This is a genomic window from Mycobacterium sp. 852014-52144_SCH5372336 (genome assembly GCF_001665615.1).
Classification (GTDB): Bacteria; Actinomycetota; Actinomycetes; order Mycobacteriales; family Mycobacteriaceae; genus Mycobacterium; species Mycobacterium neumannii_A.
Map to the genome: position 1 here is coordinate 315,215 of NZ_LZSW01000059.1, position 16,922 is coordinate 332,136.

Annotated in this window: 20 protein-coding genes; 8 read left to right on the forward strand and 12 right to left on the reverse strand. The window is 66.0% G+C overall.

Features of this window, described 5'->3' with window-relative positions; genetic code table 11:
- Window positions 1-21: 21 nt before the first annotated feature.
- From A5759_RS21280 to A5759_RS21310, 7 genes are all read left to right on the forward strand, one after another.
- Complete coding sequence (locus A5759_RS21280) at window positions 22-879, forward strand: alpha/beta hydrolase (RefSeq protein WP_064426333.1); 858 nt, start codon at window positions 22-24, stop codon at window positions 877-879.
- Window positions 879-1,697, forward strand: coding sequence for an NAD(P)-dependent oxidoreductase (locus A5759_RS21285; RefSeq protein WP_064426254.1), 819 nt, complete (start codon window positions 879-881; stop codon window positions 1,695-1,697). Before A5759_RS21280 ends, A5759_RS21285 begins: the two co-directional genes overlap by 1 nt.
- On the forward strand, window positions 1,694-2,536 hold the full coding sequence (locus tag A5759_RS21290) for an NAD(P)-dependent oxidoreductase (protein WP_068200957.1): 843 nt from the start codon (window positions 1,694-1,696) through the stop codon (window positions 2,534-2,536). The genes A5759_RS21285 and A5759_RS21290 overlap by 4 nt, the downstream gene beginning before the upstream one ends.
- A 66-nt stretch (window positions 2,537-2,602) precedes the next feature.
- Complete coding sequence (locus A5759_RS21295; RefSeq protein WP_068200959.1) at window positions 2,603-3,805, forward strand: cytochrome P450; 1,203 nt, start codon at window positions 2,603-2,605, stop codon at window positions 3,803-3,805.
- Window positions 3,802-4,002, forward strand: a complete 201-nt coding sequence (locus A5759_RS21300) for a ferredoxin (protein WP_064397072.1) — start codon at window positions 3,802-3,804, stop codon at window positions 4,000-4,002. The genes A5759_RS21295 and A5759_RS21300 overlap by 4 nt, the downstream gene beginning before the upstream one ends.
- Window positions 3,999-5,204, forward strand: coding sequence for a cytochrome P450 (locus A5759_RS21305; RefSeq protein ID WP_068200960.1), 1,206 nt, complete (start codon window positions 3,999-4,001; stop codon window positions 5,202-5,204). The genes A5759_RS21300 and A5759_RS21305 overlap by 4 nt, the downstream gene beginning before the upstream one ends.
- The gene (locus A5759_RS21310; RefSeq protein ID WP_068200962.1) at window positions 5,204-5,983 is read left to right on the forward strand and encodes an alpha/beta fold hydrolase; all 780 of its coding nucleotides are present in this window, start codon (window positions 5,204-5,206) and stop codon (window positions 5,981-5,983) included. Before A5759_RS21305 ends, A5759_RS21310 begins: the two co-directional genes overlap by 1 nt.
- A 77-nt stretch (window positions 5,984-6,060) precedes the next feature.
- On the opposite strand, the gene A5759_RS21315 is transcribed toward A5759_RS21310, so the two are convergent.
- From A5759_RS21315 to A5759_RS21350, 8 genes are all read right to left on the reverse strand, one after another.
- Entirely contained in the window at window positions 6,061-6,348 is a 288-nt protein-coding gene (locus A5759_RS21315) for a DUF1330 domain-containing protein (RefSeq protein WP_068200963.1), read from the reverse strand.
- 46 nt (window positions 6,349-6,394) lie between these two features.
- A complete protein-coding gene (locus A5759_RS21320; RefSeq protein ID WP_064397080.1) occupies window positions 6,395-6,586 on the reverse strand; it encodes a ferredoxin in 192 nt (63 codons plus the stop codon).
- On the reverse strand, window positions 6,583-7,872 hold the full coding sequence (locus tag A5759_RS21325) for a cytochrome P450 (protein ID WP_068200965.1): 1,290 nt from the start codon (window positions 7,870-7,872) through the stop codon (window positions 6,583-6,585). The genes A5759_RS21320 and A5759_RS21325 overlap by 4 nt, the downstream gene beginning before the upstream one ends.
- Before the next feature lie 138 nt (window positions 7,873-8,010).
- On the reverse strand, window positions 8,011-8,856 hold the full coding sequence (locus tag A5759_RS21330) for a TauD/TfdA family dioxygenase (protein WP_064397085.1): 846 nt from the start codon (window positions 8,854-8,856) through the stop codon (window positions 8,011-8,013).
- A gap of 13 nt (window positions 8,857-8,869) precedes the next feature.
- Window positions 8,870-9,199: a hypothetical protein gene (locus A5759_RS21335; protein ID WP_066845356.1), complete on the reverse strand. Its 330-nt coding sequence runs from the start codon at window positions 9,197-9,199 to the stop codon at window positions 8,870-8,872.
- Between the two features lie 2 nt (window positions 9,200-9,201).
- Window positions 9,202-10,473, reverse strand: coding sequence for an aromatic ring-hydroxylating dioxygenase subunit alpha (locus A5759_RS21340; protein ID WP_068201255.1), 1,272 nt, complete (start codon window positions 10,471-10,473; stop codon window positions 9,202-9,204).
- Between the two features lie 44 nt (window positions 10,474-10,517).
- Entirely contained in the window at window positions 10,518-11,261 is a 744-nt protein-coding gene (locus tag A5759_RS21345) for an SDR family NAD(P)-dependent oxidoreductase (protein ID WP_068200966.1), read from the reverse strand.
- Between the two features lie 30 nt (window positions 11,262-11,291).
- Window positions 11,292-12,305: a ferredoxin--NADP reductase gene (locus tag A5759_RS21350; RefSeq protein WP_068201257.1), complete on the reverse strand. Its 1,014-nt coding sequence runs from the start codon at window positions 12,303-12,305 to the stop codon at window positions 11,292-11,294.
- Between the two features lie 80 nt (window positions 12,306-12,385).
- Between A5759_RS21350 and A5759_RS21355 the strand changes: the two genes are divergently transcribed.
- Window positions 12,386-13,456: a dihydrodipicolinate reductase gene (locus A5759_RS21355; protein ID WP_068200968.1), complete on the forward strand. Its 1,071-nt coding sequence runs from the start codon at window positions 12,386-12,388 to the stop codon at window positions 13,454-13,456.
- 5 nt (window positions 13,457-13,461) lie between these two features.
- Here A5759_RS21355 and A5759_RS21360 read toward each other — a convergent pair whose 3' ends face one another.
- Genes A5759_RS21360 through A5759_RS21375 form a run of 4 tightly spaced genes read right to left on the reverse strand, consistent with a single transcriptional unit; the run spans window position 13,462 to window position 16,802 of the window.
- Window positions 13,462-13,914 (reverse strand): MarR family winged helix-turn-helix transcriptional regulator, encoded by a 453-nt coding sequence (locus tag A5759_RS21360; protein ID WP_066845347.1) that lies wholly within the window; start codon window positions 13,912-13,914, stop codon window positions 13,462-13,464.
- A 35-nt stretch (window positions 13,915-13,949) separates the two neighbouring features.
- Window positions 13,950-15,200: an amidohydrolase family protein gene (locus A5759_RS21365; RefSeq protein ID WP_068200970.1), complete on the reverse strand. Its 1,251-nt coding sequence runs from the start codon at window positions 15,198-15,200 to the stop codon at window positions 13,950-13,952.
- Window positions 15,197-15,535, reverse strand: coding sequence for a hypothetical protein (locus A5759_RS21370; protein WP_066845339.1), 339 nt, complete (start codon window positions 15,533-15,535; stop codon window positions 15,197-15,199). The genes A5759_RS21365 and A5759_RS21370 overlap by 4 nt, the downstream gene beginning before the upstream one ends.
- Window position 15,536: 1 nt before the next feature.
- Window positions 15,537-16,802, reverse strand: coding sequence for an aromatic ring-hydroxylating dioxygenase subunit alpha (locus A5759_RS21375; RefSeq protein ID WP_068200973.1), 1,266 nt, complete (start codon window positions 16,800-16,802; stop codon window positions 15,537-15,539).
- Window positions 16,803-16,922: the final 120 nt, after the last annotated feature.

A 16,922-nucleotide genomic window follows, 5' to 3' on the forward strand; every position in this document is an offset into this window, starting at 1 on the left:
GTCCTCGTCGACGGCGTTCCCATGTCGGGCCTTGTCGCACATGCCGACAACCCGGCCGCCGTCATCGTCGCCCTCCACGGAGGTGCCAGCACCGCAGCGTATTTCGACTGTCCCGGCCATCCTCAGCTGTCGCTGCTGCGCGCCGGTCCGGCCCGAGGAATCACGGTGGTGGCGTTGGACCGACCCGGCTACGGCAGCTCGGCGCCCTATCCCGAGGCGATGCACCAACCCGACCAGCGGGTCGCGCTCGCCTATGGTGCCGTCGACAAGGTGTTGGGCCAGAACCCGCGCGGCGAAGGCCTGTTCCTGCTCGGCCACTCGGCAGGCTGTGAACTGGCGGTGCGCATGGCCGCCGACGACCGTGCCGCTCAGGCGGGGGTGCTCGGACTCGGCCTGGCCGGTACCGGGTTGCGGTATGCGGACTCCGCGGCCCAGATCCTGAAGACGACGACGGCCACCCGGCGGCCGGTGGGGCTTCGCGACCTGCTGTGGGAACCCGCCGACCTGTATCCGCCCGAGGTGCTCTCGGGTATCACGAACTCGTCGACGGGCGCGCCGTACGAGGCGGACATGACGAAAAACTGGCCGCGGCGGGACTTTCCGGCGATGGCTGCGCGGGTCGAGGTGCCCGTGCAGTTCACCGTCGCCGAACACGAGCGGGTGTGGCGCACCGACCCCGAGTCGCTGGCCGACATCGCCGCGGTGTTCACCGCCGCGCCCCGCTTCGTCCTCAACGAACAGGCCGGCGCAGGTCACAACATTTCGCTGTCCTACGCGGCCGCGGACTACCACGACAAAGTGTTGTCGTTCGTCGAGGAATGCGTCGCGGCCCGAAGAGGCGCCGAGGACAAGGCCGAGCAGAAAGTGGAGGCGGATTGATGCGCGTCGGATTCATCGGACTGGGCAGCCAGGGCGGCCCCATGGCCCGCAAGATCGTCGAGGGCGGGTTCGAGACGACGCTGTGGGCGCGTCGGGCGGCCAGCCTCGAACCGTATGCCGGCACGGCAGCCAAGTCCGCGAGCACGCCTGCGGAGTTGGCCGCGGCCAGCGATCTGGTCTGCCTGTGCGTGGTCGGCGACGACGACGTGCGCGAAGTCCTCAACGGTGAGAGCGGTGTGCTCGCCGGCCTGGCCTCCGGCGCAACCATTGCCATCCACAGCACCGTACATCCCGACACCTGCAGGGAGATCGCCGAAGCCGCTGCCAAACAGGGTGTTTCGGTCATCGACGCGCCGGTGAGCGGCGGTGGGCCCGCCGTCGAAGAGGGCAAGCTGCTGGTGATGGTCGGCGGCGAGGAGGACGTCGTCGAACGCTGCCGCCCGGTGTTCGCGACCTATGCCGACCCAATCGTGCATCTCGGCCCGCTGGGCAGTGGACAGGTCACCAAGATCCTGAACAACCTGCTGTTCACCGCCAATCTCGGCAGCGCGCTGAGCACTCTCGATCTCGGTGAGTCCCTGGGTATTCCGCGCGTGCGCCTTGCCGAGGTGCTCAACGGTGGATCGGCAACCAGCAAGGCGTTGGGCAGCATCGCGATGTTCGGCGGCACGGTCGAGGCACTGGCGCCCATCGCAGGCGCGTTGCTGCAGAAGGACGTTCGGCACGCGGCCAGCATCGCGGCCACCGCATCGGCACCGGAGGGATCGGTGTTCACCGTGGCCGACACGGCGCTGCAGAACATGGACCACCCGCGGTGACGCGGGTCGGTTTCGTCGGGGCGGGGCGCATGGGCGCGCCGATGGTGCGCCGCCTTATCGAAGCCGGTCACGAGGTCCGCGCACTCGGCAGGACCGACGAGAAATGCGCCGCGCTACGCGATATCGGCGCGCAGCCCGTGACCCGTGCGGCCGACGTCGCCGACGGGGCCGACGCCGTGGCGATCTGCGTGTTCACCGACGAGCAGGTCAGCCAGGTGTGCCTGGACGACGGCCTGGCCGCGGCCATGCAACCGGGCGGTGCGCTGATCATTCACACGACGGGCAGCCCGGCCACCACGCGAAGGCTGGCGGCCGAGTTCACCGACATCGACGTCGTCGACGCGCCGGTCAGCGGCGGCCCGCACAACATCGCGGCCGGCGAGGTGACCCTGTTCGTCGGCGGCGCGCACGCCGCGGTCGACAAGGTCCGACCGGTGCTGGCCAGCTACGGCGACCCGATCCTGCACGTCGGCGAGATCGGAGCGGGCCAGGCCGTCAAGCTCGTCAACAACAGCCTGTTCGCCGCCCAGATCGGTCTGCTGCGCACCGCCGTCGACCTCGGCGCCCGCCTCGGCGTCCAGGAGGCCGAGCTGCTCACCTCGCTCACCCACGGCAGCGGGACCAGCCGGGTCGGCGAGTTCATCGCCGCGCGCGGCTCGGTTCAGGGGTTCGTCACCGACGTCGGCGAGTTCATCGGCAAGGACGTCGCGGTGGTTCGCCGGACGGCGGGCGAACTGGGCAGTGACCTTGGCCTGCTCGACGAGGTCATCGACGCCGGGATCCTGGCCATAAACAGCGGCGATTCCCCTTACCAGGAGGCATCCGGTGAGGCATACTAGAGGCGTTACATTATTGCGGCCTCGCGTAACGGAAGCGGTCGACAGCCCGCCGCGAAAGAGGAGACCATGACCAAGCCCAAACTCGTGTTCGACCCGGTGTCGCAGGAGTTCTTCGACAACCCGTACGAGATCTACCAACGGATGCGCGACGAAGCGCCCCTCTACTACGACGAGGAGCAGGACTTCTACGCGCTGACGCGGCACGCCGACGTGGCCGCAGCACTCAAGGACCACGAGTCGTTCTCCTCATCTCGTGGTTGCGACCTGGCGATGGTGCGCTCGGAGGAAGGCCCGCACAAGTCGATCATCTTCATGGACCCGCCCGAGCACCGGCACATGCGCAGCCTGCTCAACAAGGCCTTCACCCCCCGGGCCATCCAATCGCAGCGCGAGAACATCACCGAACTCGTCGAGCAGTACCTCTCGAAGGTCGATCCCGACAACTTCGATGTGGTGCAGGATTTCTCGGGTCCGTTCCCGGTGGAAGTGATCACCCGGATGGCGGGGGTGCCTGAGGAGTTTCGTCAACAGGTCCGGCGCTGGATCGACATCAGCCTCCAACGCAAGCCCGGCCAGCTCGAGCTGTCCGAAGAGAACATGCAGGCCAACATCGACTCGGGCATGTACTACTACGGCCTCGTTCAGGAGCGGCGGCAGAACCCACTGGACGACATGATCGGCCGGCTCATCCGCGCGGAGATTCCCGCTGAGAACGGTGAGATGCGTCAGCTCGACGATCTCGAGATCACCGGATTCCTAGCACTTCTCGGCGGCGCGGGCGCGGAGACGGTCACCAAGCTCGTCGGCAGCGCGGTGGTCGAGTTCGCCCGCCATCCCGAACAATGGCAGATGCTGCTCGACGACCGGAGCCTGGTGCCGGCCGCCGTCGAGGAATTGCTGCGCTACGTCGGGCCGGTTCAGTACAACGTGCGCTACACGCTGAAGGAAGCCGAGGTGCCCAGCGGCACCATTCCCGCGCACAAGCCGGTGTTCCTGATGAAGGCGGCGGCCAACCGCGATTCCCGCGCATTCGACAACGCCGAGACGTTCGACATCACCCGGGATCGCACACAGTCGCCGAACCTCGGACTGGGCTACGGCATTCACAGCTGCCTTGGCGCTGCGCTTGCCCGCCTGGAAACCACGATCGCGCTCGAGCACCTGCTCGATTTCATGCCGCGTTACGAGGTGAACTTCGACGGCCTCGAACGCGTGCACATGCAGAATGTGGCCGGATACCACCACGTCCCGGTGAAGGTGTTGAAGTGACTCAAAAGATCATCGTCGACTTCGGGCTCTGTGAGAGCAACGGAGTGTGCATGGGCATCATCCCCGAGGTGTTCGATCTCGACGAGGAGGACTACCTACACGTGCTTCAGGAAGAAGTGACGCCCGAGAACGAGGAGCAAGTCAGGGAAGCGGTGCGACAGTGCCCGCGCCAGGCGATCTCGATCGAAGACGCATGACGACGTCGAAAATCGTCTTCGACCCGTTCTCGCAGGAGTACTTCGACGGACCGTGGGAGATCTACCGGCGTCTGCGCGAAGAAGCACCGGTCTACTACAACGAGGAACTCGACTTCTACGCCTTGTCGCGGCATGAAGACGTATCCGCGGCTTACAAGGACTTCGCCACCTACTCGTCGGCATACGGTCTGGATCTGGCGACCATTCGCTCTGACGAGCCGATGCCGGCCAAGATGATCATCCTGATGGATCCGCCCGAACATCGCCACATGCGCAGCCTGGTGAACAAGGTCTTCACCCCCCGGGCGATCGAGGCGATGCGGCCGATGGTGACCGAGACCATCGACAGGTACATCGCCAAGGCCGATCCCTCCCACTTCGACGTCGTCAGCGACTTCTCCGCATTCTTCCCGGTCGAAGTCATCACCCAGATGCTGGGCGTGCCAGAGGAACACCGGCAGCAGGTCCGCGAATGGGTCGACGCGTCGCTGCATCGCGAGCCCGGCCAGGTCGACATGTCCGAAGAGGGTATGCAGGCCATCGGCGAAGCCATGGGGCTGTACTTCCAACTGATCCAGGAGCGGCGCGCTAACCCGACGGACGACATGTTCAGCCGCCTGGTGGCCGCCGAGATCACCCGCGAGGATGGTGAGAAGGAATCACTCGACGACTTCGAGATCGCCGGATTCGCAACGCTTCTCGGTGGTGCTGGCGCGGAGACCGTCACCAAGCTGGTCGGCAACGCGGCGGTCACGTTCGCCCGTCACCCCGACCAGTGGCAGAAGCTTCTCGATGACCGCAGCAAGATTCCCGCCGCAGTCGAGGAACTGCTGCGCTACGAACCGCCGGTGCACTACAACGTGCGGCGCTCGATGCGCGATGTGGAACTGCACGGCGTGACGATCCCCGAGGGCAAGCCGGTGTTCCTCCTGCAGGCCTCGGCACACCGCGATCCCGAGGCATTCACCGACGCCGACACTTTCGACATCGACCGCAACCGCACCGAGGCGCAGAACCTGGGCTTCGGCTACGGCATTCACAGCTGCCTCGGTGCGGCGTTGGCCCGGATGGAGACGGCGATCGCACTCGAGCGGCTGCTCGACCTGATCCCCCGATATGAAGTGCTGTGGGATGACTGCCGTCGGGTGGCGATGCAGAACGTCGCGGGCTGGTCACACGTTCCGGTGCGCGCCCTGAGTTGATGCGATTCGTCTTCGTCCACGGGGGCTTTCACGCCGCCTGGTGCTGGGAGCGCGTGATCGACGAGCTGACGGCGATGGGCCACGACGCGGTCGCGGTGGACCTCCCGGGACACGGTGCACGCGTCGACGAGGAGTCGACACTGGCCAACCGGCGCGACGCGATCGTGGAAGCGTTGCGGGCAGCAGGTTCGGCTGACAGCGTTCTCGTCGGACACTCGGGCGGCGGCTTCGACGCAACGCTGGCGGCCGACGCTGCGCCCGAATTGGTCAGCCACATCACCTACCTCGCCGCGGCCCTGCCGCGAGAGGGTCGCACCTATCCCGAAGCGATGGCGATGCGCGACGACGGCGACGAACTTGGCGAGGATTTCGACGCCGACGTCGGAGAGATGTTGGGCTACCTGAAGTTCGACGACGATGGCGCGATGAGGTTCGCCGACTTCGAAGGCGCGCGGCGGTACTTTTACCACGATTGCGACGAGGCCACCGCGCGCTGGGCGTTCGAGCGCCTCGGTCCCGAACGCTTCGGCGACACGACGGTGACGCCGGTATCCGTGCCGCGGTTCTGGGAGGCCGATCTTCCCCGCAGCTTCATTCGTTGTCTGCAGGACCGGTCGATGCCGCGCTGGCTGGCCGACACGGTGACCCGTCGCCTCGGCGTCGAGCAGTTGACCATCGACGCCTCGCACTCGCCGTTCCTGAGCCGACCGCGAGAACTGGCCGAGTTACTGGTCCACGCCACCACGACGACACCGGCCGGCCCGCTGGTTTCCGCCTGAAGTTGCGCCGAGACCGACGTTTTGGCGGCTTTTGCTCGAATTTTCCCGCCAAGACGTCGGTTTGGGCGACAGCGATATCAGCCCAGCCCGTGCAGGATGACGCCGTTGCAGTCGGCGGCGGCCTGACGCAGCTTCGCGGCGGCCTGGTACTCGTCGGAGTAGTACCACGCCTTGGCCGCTTCCTCGGACTCGAACTCGAGCAGCACGGTCTGCGTGCCGTGCCAGTTGCCCTCGATCACCTCGGCCTTTTGATCGAACGCCAGCAGCGTTGCGCTGGCCATCGTCTGGCTGGCCACCTTGCCGTACTCCGCCATACCGTCGGGGTCCTTGACGTCCTCGGTGATGAGGATGTACGCCTTCGCCATTCGAGCTCCTTCGTGTTGGATGCCGGCACCGCGCCGACGTCGCTTGTCAGTCGATCTCGCGGATCGCGCGTTCCGGGCAGTTGTCGATCGCTTCGCGCGCCGCGGATTCCAGTTCGGCGGGAACCTCTTCCGGGTTCGCGACCGCCCAACCGTCGTCGTTGAGCTCGAACACCTCGGGGCACAGCGTCAGGCACATGCCGTGTCCTGCGCAGCGATCCTCGTCGACGGTGACCTTCATTCGGCATCACCCGAGACCACGTCGAACTCCAGATGAAGTTCGGTCAACCCGCGCAGGATGTAGGTCGGGATGTAGTTGTAGCGACGCTCCCCCGCGGGTCCGTGATGGGCTTCGCTGATCCGAATGTCAGTGGTGCGGTCCAACAGTCGCTCGAGCCCCACCCGGGTCTCGGCCCGGGCCAGCGGCGCGCCCGGACAGCTGTGGATGCCGCGGCCGAACGCCAGGTGCTGGCGGGCGTTCTTGCGCTCCGGATCGAAGCTGTCCGGATCCTCGAAGCGGCGCGGATCGCGGTTGGCCGCACCGTTGATCACCATTACGGTGCATCCGGCGCCGAGGGCCTGGTCGCCCACCGTCGTCGGCACCCGCGACAACCGGAAGTCGCCCTTGACCGGACTCTCGATGCGCAGGCACTCCTCGATGAAGTTCGGCAGCAGGCTGCGATCGTCGCGCAGCTTGCGCTGAATGTCGGGCCGGTCGCCGAGCACCTTCAGCGCGGTCGAGAGCAGCCGCACCGTCGTCTCCTGGCCGGCGGAGAACACGTTGGTGGCGACGCGGACCACGTCGGCCACCTCCGGCACCGTGCCGTCGGGGAACGCCGCGGTCGCCAACCCCGTCAGCACGTCGTCGCGCGGTTCGCGACGACGGTCTTCGATGTACTCGGCGAACACCTCGTAGAGGTACTCCAGCGGTGTCTTCGTCAGGGTCTTGTCGGCGTTGCCCAGCCCGCCGCCGTGCGTGCCGCGGGCCAACCGCTCGAGCAACTCGGGCCGATCCTCGTCGGGCACCCCGAGCAGATCGGCGATCACCCGCAGGGTGAACGGAGCGGCGAAACCGCTGATGAATTCGCCCTCACCGGATGCGAGGAAATCGTCGAGGATGTCGTCGGCGAGCTGCCACATCGCGTCCTCGTTCTCCTTGAGGCGCTTCGGCGTGATCAGCCGCATCAGCAGGGCGCGGTGGTTGGTGTGCGTCGGCGGGTCGAGCGTGGGCAGCTGGTCGCTGAACGGGATCTCGTCGCGGTGTTCGACGATCAGGTCGGTGACGTCGTCCCCTTCGAGCGGAACGGGAAAGCCCGGGAACGGACCGGTCACGGAGATGCACGACGAGAACGTCTCGGCGTCGTTGTAGACGTCCACGGCCTCTTGCCAGCCGGTCACCATCGTCACGCCGTAGTGGTCCTCACGGGCGACCGGGCACTTGTTGCGCAGCGCCTCGTAGAACGGGTACGGGTCATCCGTCAGGCGCCCGTCCCGGAAGAAGTCGACCGTGGTGAGGTCCTCGGTCATGCGCCCTCCATTTCGACGATCTCAACGTACGAGAACGTGATTCTCATATCTGGGTATCAGATTTCCATAGCGGCACGCCCTGCGTCAACGCGCGGGCGTGCGAGTCCGGGGCGCCCAGCGGCTATGCCCCGACGCCATTCACTGGATGGGCTCGTCACCCAGCACCGTGGTGCGCAGCATCTCGCGGGGCGAGTTCGGGTCGTACGGCGCGGCGCGGTGCAGAACCCCGTTGTTGTCCCAGATCACCGTGTCGCCGACGGACCAGCGGTGGCTGTACACCAGCTGCGGCTGCGTGGCGCGGTCGAGGAGTTCGGCGAGAAGCGCCCGACCCTCGTCGACGTCCATACCGACGACGTAATCCGCCGACGCACCCAGCACCAGCGACTTGCGACCGCTGCGGTGAGTCCACACCAACGGGTGCTCATGGGTGGGTCGCGACCGCCACTTGGCCACCAGCTCGGGCGACGGGTCCGGCGTGACCCGGCGTTGGGAGGCCTCGAGGGAATGCACCACCCGCAACGCCCCGAAACGCTCCTTCTCTTCGTCGGTGAACGCCTCGTAGGCGGCGTACGAGTTCGCGAACTCGGTCTCGCCGCCGGTCTCGGCGACCTGCTTGGCGGAGAGCACGGTCGCCTTCTGCGGGCACTCGTCGTTGGTGGGCGTGCATCCGTCGATGTGCCAGTCGAACGTGGCCCGCAGATAGTCCGCCGAGGCGTTCTTCGACTTGTCGAGCGTCACGGGGTAGATGCCGGCGACCGGATGGTGGCCGTCCGACGAGTGGTCGATCTCGCCGAGGCGCCGGCAGAACGCCACCTGAGCCTCCGGCGTCAGCCCGAGCCCGGGGAACACCAGCACACCGTTGTCCTCCAACGCATCCAGAATCGTGGCGCCCAGCGCGTCGTCGTGGGCCAGCGCGTCGGAGTCGACGTCGGTCACCTCCGCGCCGACCGATGCAGTCAGCTTGTTGATGGTGAGCAGGCTCATGGTGTCTCCTTCGTCATGGCACCGGCGCGCTGACGCGGTTCATCACCGCGTCGGCGGAGTCGGCGGGTTTCTGGGTACCGAACACCTCGACGGCCATCGACACCATGATCATCGAGTAGATGAGATGCAGCAGGTTCAGCACGTCTTCGGGCAGGTCGTCGAGCGGGAACTTGTCGCAGTAGTCGATCGCTTCCTCGAAGCGCGGCGTGAACGCGTCGTAGAACTCCCGGATCTGCGACATCGGGGTGGCCATCCGGGTGGCCCACCTCTCGGCTTCAGTTGGCAGGCACCACGTCTCGGCGAACGATTCGAACTCCGCGAACGCACTGGGCAGACGCGTCATGGTCACACCCCCACCGGTGAGCGTTCGGCCTTGTACTCCTCGACCCACTTGACGGCCTCGTGGTGCAGGTGGCGCACCAGGATCTCCTGATCGCTGAGCGGATAGTCGTCGACGATCGGCTCCCCCAGGCCGTACTCCAGCGCCGCCTGGGTGCCGCCGAGCATTCCGGCGTCCTGCAGCGCGAACTCCTTGAGCACCACCGAAGCGACCTCGTGTTCGATGCGCTCGCGCACGGTGCGGGCGGGATGGAATGCGTTGTACGCCTCGAACTTATGGGTGTTGTGCGACGTCGGCCAGTATCGGTACAGCAGATACCAGCCGTGATAGATGAGAATCTCCAGATTCGGGAAGATCTGGAAGTTGGTGATACCCCAGGGTTCGATGCCACCGGGGTTCAGGCCGGCCGACTGATGCGTCTCGGGGGTGCGCCACGGCCCGACAAGCCCAGAGCGCGTGACCCGTTCGACCGGATACATGTACTCCGGATCGAGCAGCCAGCGCCGGGTGCCCGCCGTCGACACCAGGCGGTGTGGTCCGTCGATCTGGAAATGACCGCATTCGAACGTCGCGTTCGGCTGGCGCACCGCGCTGGGCACCTGCTGCGAGTGCAGCGAGGGCACGTGGTAGTACTCCTGGAACGCGTCGGCGAAGATCTTCCAGTTGCTGTTGTTGCGCGCCTCGAATTCGTAACGCTCGGTCATCAATTCGAACGGATAGTCGTCGAGCGCGGTGATCATCGGGCCGAGGAACTCGCGCAGCGTCCACCGCGGTTCGGGATCGAAGTTGATGAAGATGAACCCGTTCCAGACATCGCACTGCACCGGCTTCAACCCGTGCCGCTGGTGGTCCAGGCCGAAGAACTCGCCCTCCTGCTGCACGAAGGTCAGATCGCCCTTGAGGTCATAGCGCCACCCGTGATACTTGCAGGTGAACTGTCGACAGGTGCCCTTGACCTCTTCGTGGGGAAAGTCGTTCCACACCAACTTGTTTCCGCGGTGACGGCAGATGTTGTAGAAGGCGCGGATCTGCTGATCCTTGCCCCGCACCACGATCACCGACGTCTTGGCGGCGTCGATCTCCTTGGTCAGGTAGCTTCCGACGCGCGGCAGCTCCTCGACACGCGCGACGTTGAGCCAGGCGCGTTTGAAGACCGCTTCGCGTTCGAGCTCGTAGAACTCCGGCGAGGTCGAGTCGCGGAACGAGATCGGTCCGGTCCCCAGCTGCGGATAATGCTCAGTCCAGCTGCCCTCGGCCGGCTTGGGCCACTTAGCCATGGAAACCTCCGTGTCGTGTTTGGTATGCGGAAAGCGGGCGGCCATCACAGCACCGACCCGCCGTTGACGCCGAGAATCTGACCGGTGATGAAACCGGCCTCCTCAGAGCACAGGAAGCCCACGGCCGCGGCGATGTCGTCGCCGGTGCCGAGGTGGCCGAGCGGGACCGTCGCGGCCATCTGCTCGTTCGACGGCAGGTGTCCGGACTGCTGACCGGCATGCTGCATCGGTGTCTCGATGGCCGACGGCGGGATGTTGTTGACCGTGATCCCGGCCGGTCCGTACTCGCGCGCAAGCGATTTGGTCAGCGAGAGCAGTGCGCCCTTGGACGCGGCATAGTGCGCCATCCGGGGAGAGCCGCGCTGCGCACTGGACGACGAGATCATCACGATGCGACCCCAGCCCGCGTCGAGCATGTCGGGCACGGCCACCTGACAGCAGTGGAACGTTCCGGTGAGGTTGACGTCGATGAGCCGCTGCCACGCCTCCGGCGTGATGTCGGTGAAAGGCGCCCAGTCCACGGCACCGGCGCTGGTGACCAGGATGTGCACCGGCCCCAGCTCGCTCCGCACTTTCGCGAACGCCTCCTCGACCGCCGAACGATCGCTCACGTCGGCGGCCACCCCCAGAGCCGTCACGCCGTCCGCCCGCAGTTTCTCGGCGACCCGTTGCGCCGCTTCACCGTTGACGTCGAGTACGGCCACCTTGTGCCCACGACGGCCGAGCTCGTGGCACGTCGCCTCCCCCATGCCCGAGGCGCCCCCGGTCACCACCGCGACCCGGGTCATCGCGTCCGTCCCATCAGTTGACCTCGTCTTCTACTCATAGACCATGTGGACCGTTCGGCTCGTCGGCAGCGACTGGCATGTCAGCACCCAACCTTCGGCCACTTCGTCGTCATCGAGCGCATCGTTGTTCAGCATGCGGGCGCTTCCGGACACGATCCGCGCCATACACGTTCCGCATGAACCCGTCTCACAGGACGAGGGCGCACGCAACCCCGCCATGCGCGCGGTCTGCAGCAGCGTGTTACCCGACCGGTAGGGCGCGGTGGTGGTCTTGCGATCGAGTTCGATGACCACCTCCTCGGTCTGCTCCGAGGTGGCGGCGACCTCGTCGGAAACCGGTGCCACCGTGAACCGTTCGAGGTGAAGCCGCTCGCGCGGCACGCCCATGCCCAACAGCGTGTTCTCCACGGTGTCCATGAACGGCCCAGGACCACAGATGTAATAGTCGACGTCACCGCTCGCCGATGCGAATGCCTCGACCGCCGCGGCCTGCACGACGCCGGCTTCGTCGTCGAAGTGGTTGGTCACCGACAGGCGCTCGGCGTTGGCGGCGGCCAGCGCTGTGAGCGGCTCGCCGAAGATCACCGAATCGCGGCTTCTGTTGGCGTAGAACAGCCTAACCCGCCTGCGGGTGCTCACCAACGCCGAGCCGATCAGCGAAAAGATCGGGGTGATACCGCTGCCGCCGGCGAACGCGACGATGTCGCGCTCGGTGTCGCCGAGCAGGAATCGACCGTCGGGTGGCGAAGCGTGAATCTCGACGCCCACCTGCGCGGTGTCGTTGAGCCAGTTCGAGACCAGCCCACCCGGGTCGCGCTTGACGGTGATCTGCAGGTCGTTGCCGTTGTGCGGGCACGATGACATCGAGTAGCAGCGCCGGTGGTCGTCTCCGTCCACCCTGACCTGCAGCGTCAGGAACTGACCCGCCTTATAGACGAAGCGATCGGAGCAGTCCGCCGGAACATCGAGAACCAGCGACACGGCGTCGCTGGTTTCGTGCACCACGCGTTTGATGCGCAGTGGGGCGAACTCGTCCTCGGACATCGTCACCACAGTATCAAGTACTTGCGATTGATCTCAAGCGCTTGATGCGGCGCCGTGTGCGGGTGACGTAGCGTGACCGGATGCAACGGCATCGCGTCATCGCATGGGGCACCGGCGCCGTGGGCGTCGAGATGATCACCGCGGTGCTGGACAACCGGTCGGCGTTCGATCTGGTCGGGGCGCGTGTGTATTCCGCGGCGAAGGACGGTGTCGACGTCGGCACGCTGGCCGGCCGCGACCCGATCGGCGTCGCCGCCACCACCGACGTGGACCGGATCCTCGCCCTCGACGCCGATTGCGTGCTGTACACGCCCCGCAACACCGATGTCGACGAGGTGTGCGCGATCCTGGCCAGCGGCAAGAACGTGGCCACGACCGCATTCTTGTTCCACCCGCGTCGCACCCGGCCTGCGGACCGCGATCGGTTGCTCGACGCGTGCAAGACCGGCAACAGCACCGTGCACGGAAGCGGTCTGAATCCGGGCAACCTGTCCGGCGTGCTGCCGTTGGCGTTGTCGGGGATGAGCCGCACCATCGACAGGATCACCCTGCAGGAGCGCGCCGACTGGTCGGTCTACGACAGCACGGCGATCACGTTCGACAACATGTGCTTCGGAGAACCCGTCGAGACCATCAGCCCCACGGGCACCGACTTCCTCGCGTTCAACAGCGCGATCTTCAGCGAGCAGGTCTGGCTCATCGCCGACGCGCTCAACGCGGGCATCGACGAGGTGACCGCCTCGGTCGACGCCGTCGCCGCCACGTCCGACCATCAGATCTTCGACCGCGTCCTGGCCGCGGGAACGACGGCGGGCCAACGGTGGACCTGGTCGGGCCGACGCGACGGTGAGACGTTGGTCGAGATCGAGACACTGTGGACGGTCGGCAACGAATACCCCACGCATTGGCCGAAGCCACAACACGGCTGGACGCTGACCATCGAGGGTGATCCCTCGATGCGCACCCACTTCTTCTCCCTCGCCAGCTTCAGCCGTGATGCGGGCATGGCCGAGCACGTGCGGTCGGCGAATGTGGCGACGGCGATGCAGGTGCTCAACGCGGTGCCGGCGATCGTCGCCGCGCCCGCGGGCTTCGCGACGATGGCGGATCTTCCGTTGATTCGCAGCCATATCGGTTTCGGCAACGGCTGAGTCGATCAGTCGCCGATGTGGTCATCGGCCATCGTGTGCCCGGTACCCTTCACGACCACCCGGGCCAGCAGGTCACGCAGCGTCTGCTGCTCTTCTTCGGTAAGGACGCCGAAGACGGCTTCGTGGGCGGCGATGGCATCGCTGACGACCGCGCCCGCGACCTTGCGTCCCTCAGAGGTCAGGTACGCCTTCAAGATTCGCGCGTGTTGGGGATCGGGTTTACGTTCGACCAGCCCCCGCTGCTCCAGAGACTTGACCGCCAGTTGCACCCCCTGCGGGGTGATCAGCAGGCGACGCGCGAGTTCGGCTCCGGACAGGCCCGGCTCATTGGCCAGTTGACGCAGCACACCGATCTGGGCGGTGCTGACGCCGTGCTGGCCGACCGCGTCGTTGACGGCGGTCAGCGCGAAGTACCAGGCCTGCTTCAGATGCCACAGGGTGTTGTCACCGAGTTCCATGCCCAGTTCTGCGTCTGTTTCCCCAGCCACCGCCGTCACCCCTCTTCGTGCTTGTAGACGTGACCGTCCTTCATCACGAAGCACACATCGAGGGTGGCGGCGATGTCGGTCAGATCCCCGGGCACCGCGATGATGTCGGCGAGGTAGCCGGGCGCCAAGCGGCCCAGCTCGTCGTCGGCCTCGATCAGCTCGGCGCTGGTCACGGTGGCGGCGCGGATCGCCTGAATCGGCGTCATGCCCCGTTCGACGAGCGCACACAGTTCTTTGGCGTTCTGTCCGTGCGGGATCGCCGGGGCATCGGTGCCGCAGGCGATGCGCACACCGGCCGCAATGGCCTTGGGCAGCATGGCCTGTGCCCGGGGGAACACCTCCTCGGCCTTCTTGCGCAGCTCGGGCGCGATGCGGTCGATGGCCATCGCCTGGGTCAAGTAGGTGGTCGAGACGAGGAAGGTTCCGGTGTCGGCCATCAGTTGGATCGTGTCGTCGCTGGCGAGGAATCCGTGCTCGATGCAATCGATGCCTGCCTTGATGCACGCACGGATCGCGCTGTCCCCTATCGCATGTGCGGCGACGCGGACGCCGGCACGGTGTGCCTCGTCGGCGATGGCGGCGAGTTCCGCGTCGGAGTACTGCTGCGCGCCGGGAGCGGTGCTGTGCGACATCACCCCGCCGGAGGCCGACACCTTGATCAGCTTGGCGCCGTGGCGGACCTGGTAGCGCACGCACGCGCGCACGTCGTCGACGCCGTTGGCGATGCCCTCGGCCACCGACAACGGCATGATCCCCGGAGCCAGCCGCTGGAACACCGTCGGATCGAGATGGCCGCCGTACGGGGTGACCGCGTGCCCGGCGGGGTAGATCCGTGGGCCGACGTGCCACCCCTGGTCTATCGCCCGCTGCAACGCGACGTCGAGCAGGTAGCCGCCCGTCTTAACCATGAGGCCGAGGTTGCGCACGCTGGTGAAGCCCGCCTCCAGCGTCTTGCGCGCGTTGACCGCCCCGCGCAGCGTGCGATAGACGGGATCGTCCTGCACACCGTGCATCGGGCTGGGCAAGCCCTCCGGCCCGCCGGGCCCTCCGATCAGGAGGTTGAGCTCCATGTCCATCAGGCCCGGCAACAGCGTGACATCTCCGAGGTCGATCTCGGTCACCGAATCGTCCTGTGTTTCCGGTGGATTGACCGCGACTATGCGGTTGCCTTCGACGACCACCACGGCCGGCGAGCGCACCTCACCGGCCTCGACGTCGCCCCAGCGCGCAGCGCGCAGGACGATTCGATCCGTCACGGAACCGGTTCGGAAACGCAGTCGAGCGTCGTGGCACCCGAATCGGGCACCTTCGGCTGCTTCCAGCACTCGACCGGGAAGGACACCTGAATCATCGAGTACAGCAGGTGCATCAGGTTGAGCACATCTTCGGGCAGATCGTCCAGGGAGAACTTGTCGCAGTAGGCGATGGCCTCTTCGGCGCGCGCGGTAATGGCGTCGTAGAAGGCCTGCATCTCGGTCATCGTCGAGGACAGCCGCTTGGCATAGCGTTCGGCCTCCGACCCCAGGCACCAGTCCGAAAACTGTTCCAGATCGGCGAATTCGGGTGGCAACTTGGCCGTCGCGGTCGTCATCTCACACACCCGCCGTCTTGCGTTCATAGTTCTCCACCCACGCCGCGGTCTCCTTGTGCAGGTGGCGGATCAGCACCTCCTGATCGCAGAGCAGGAAGTCGTCGAGCACCCGCGACTCGATCATCGACTGGGTGGCCTCCAGCGTGTTGGCGTCCTGCAACCCGTATTCCTTGAACGACACCGCGGCCAGTTCCTGCGCGATGCGCTCCCGGGGAGTGCGCGGCTGCGGGAAATACACGGTGCCCTCGAACAGGTGTGTGTTGTACGACGTCGGCCAGTAGTGGTAGGTCAGGTACCAACCCTGCCCCCAGAACAAGATCACGAAGTTCGGGAACAACTGGAACGAATCAAGGCCCCACGGATCGCATTTCGCCGGGTTCAGGCCGGCGGGCATCTCCCCCAGATCCGGCTTGTCCCATGGCCCGAACAATCCACTCTGGCAGATGTCCTCGATCGGCTTGCGCATCTCGTCGGCCATCTCCCAGGCGCGCACACCCGAGGTGCTGACCAGTCGGTGCGGGCCCTCGATGCGGTAGTGCGGCGCCTCGAAGCCGGCCTCGGCGGCGGCCTTCGAGTAGGCGGTCGGCGACTGGTTCGCGTGCAGTACCGGTGCGTGGTAGAACTCCTGGAAGGCGTCCATGTAGAGCTTCCAGTTCGCCTTGACCTCGGACCGGTAGTGGAACCGCGACGTCATCTTGTCGAACGGATAGCCCTCCAGGTCGGTGATCATCGGACCGAGGAACTCGCGCAGCGACTGTTCGGGTTCCTTGGCGAAGTTGACGAAGATGAACCCCTCCCAGACCTCACAGTGCACCGGCACCAGCCCGTAGCGGCTCTTGTCGAGGTTGAAGAACTCCCCCTCCTGCTGCACGAAGGTGAGGTTGCCGTCGAGGTCGTAGCGCCAGGCGTGGTACTTGCAGGTGAACTGCCTGCACACCCCGCTGGTCTCTTCGAGCGGCATGTCGTTCCACACCAGTTTGTTGCCGCGGTGCCGACAGATGTTGTGATACGCCTTGACCTCACCGGAGGTGGTCCGCACCACGATGATCGACGTGCCTGCGACCTTCAACTCCTTGGTGAAGTAGCTGCCTTTGCGCGGAACCTGTTCGGTCCGACCGACATTCAGCCACGCGCGCTTGAAGATCGCGTGGCGTTCCGTCTCGTAGAACTCCGGGCTGATGGAGTCCTCGTAGGAGACCGGATCGGTGCCCAGTTCGGGATAGTGCTCCGTCCAACTTCCTTCTGGCGGTTTGGGAAAGCGAGCCATTGCCTACTCCTGTCCGCCCGGCCTGGACCGTGCCGGGAGCTGCAGCGCCGACGGTATATGCTCCATGTCACAATCGCAAGTAGTTGATACAGACCGGCTGGGCCGGGCAGCGTCACCGAT

Coding starts and splice junctions, on each gene's coding strand:
- A5759_RS21350 (WP_068201257.1), bottom strand. CDS start 12,305: ATGTCCGAGGACGAGTTCGCCCCACTGCGCATCAAACGCGTGGTGCAC.
- A5759_RS21360 (WP_066845347.1), bottom strand. CDS start 13,914: ATGGAACTCGGTGACAACACCCTGTGGCATCTGAAGCAGGCCTGGTAC.
- A5759_RS21280 (WP_064426333.1), top strand. CDS start 22: ATGTCGGGCCTTGTCGCACATGCCGACAACCCGGCCGCCGTCATCGTC.
- A5759_RS21320 (WP_064397080.1), bottom strand. CDS start 6,586: ATGAAGGTCACCGTCGACGAGGATCGCTGCGCAGGACACGGCATGTGC.
- A5759_RS21325 (WP_068200965.1), bottom strand. CDS start 7,872: ATGACCGAGGACCTCACCACGGTCGACTTCTTCCGGGACGGGCGCCTG.
- A5759_RS21285 (WP_064426254.1), top strand. CDS start 879: ATGCGCGTCGGATTCATCGGACTGGGCAGCCAGGGCGGCCCCATGGCC.
- A5759_RS21330 (WP_064397085.1), bottom strand. CDS start 8,856: ATGAGCCTGCTCACCATCAACAAGCTGACTGCATCGGTCGGCGCGGAG.
- A5759_RS21370 (WP_066845339.1), bottom strand. CDS start 15,535: ATGACGACCGCGACGGCCAAGTTGCCACCCGAATTCGCCGATCTGGAA.
- A5759_RS21375 (WP_068200973.1), bottom strand. CDS start 16,802: ATGGCTCGCTTTCCCAAACCGCCAGAAGGAAGTTGGACGGAGCACTAT.
- A5759_RS21335 (WP_066845356.1), bottom strand. CDS start 9,199: ATGACGCGTCTGCCCAGTGCGTTCGCGGAGTTCGAATCGTTCGCCGAG.
- A5759_RS21345 (WP_068200966.1), bottom strand. CDS start 11,261: ATGACCCGGGTCGCGGTGGTGACCGGGGGCGCCTCGGGCATGGGGGAG.
- A5759_RS21310 (WP_068200962.1), top strand. CDS start 5,204: ATGCGATTCGTCTTCGTCCACGGGGGCTTTCACGCCGCCTGGTGCTGG.
- A5759_RS21295 (WP_068200959.1), top strand. CDS start 2,603: ATGACCAAGCCCAAACTCGTGTTCGACCCGGTGTCGCAGGAGTTCTTC.
- A5759_RS21340 (WP_068201255.1), bottom strand. CDS start 10,473: ATGGCTAAGTGGCCCAAGCCGGCCGAGGGCAGCTGGACTGAGCATTAT.
- A5759_RS21305 (WP_068200960.1), top strand. CDS start 3,999: ATGACGACGTCGAAAATCGTCTTCGACCCGTTCTCGCAGGAGTACTTC.
- A5759_RS21315 (WP_068200963.1), bottom strand. CDS start 6,348: ATGGCGAAGGCGTACATCCTCATCACCGAGGACGTCAAGGACCCCGAC.
- A5759_RS21355 (WP_068200968.1), top strand. CDS start 12,386: ATGCAACGGCATCGCGTCATCGCATGGGGCACCGGCGCCGTGGGCGTC.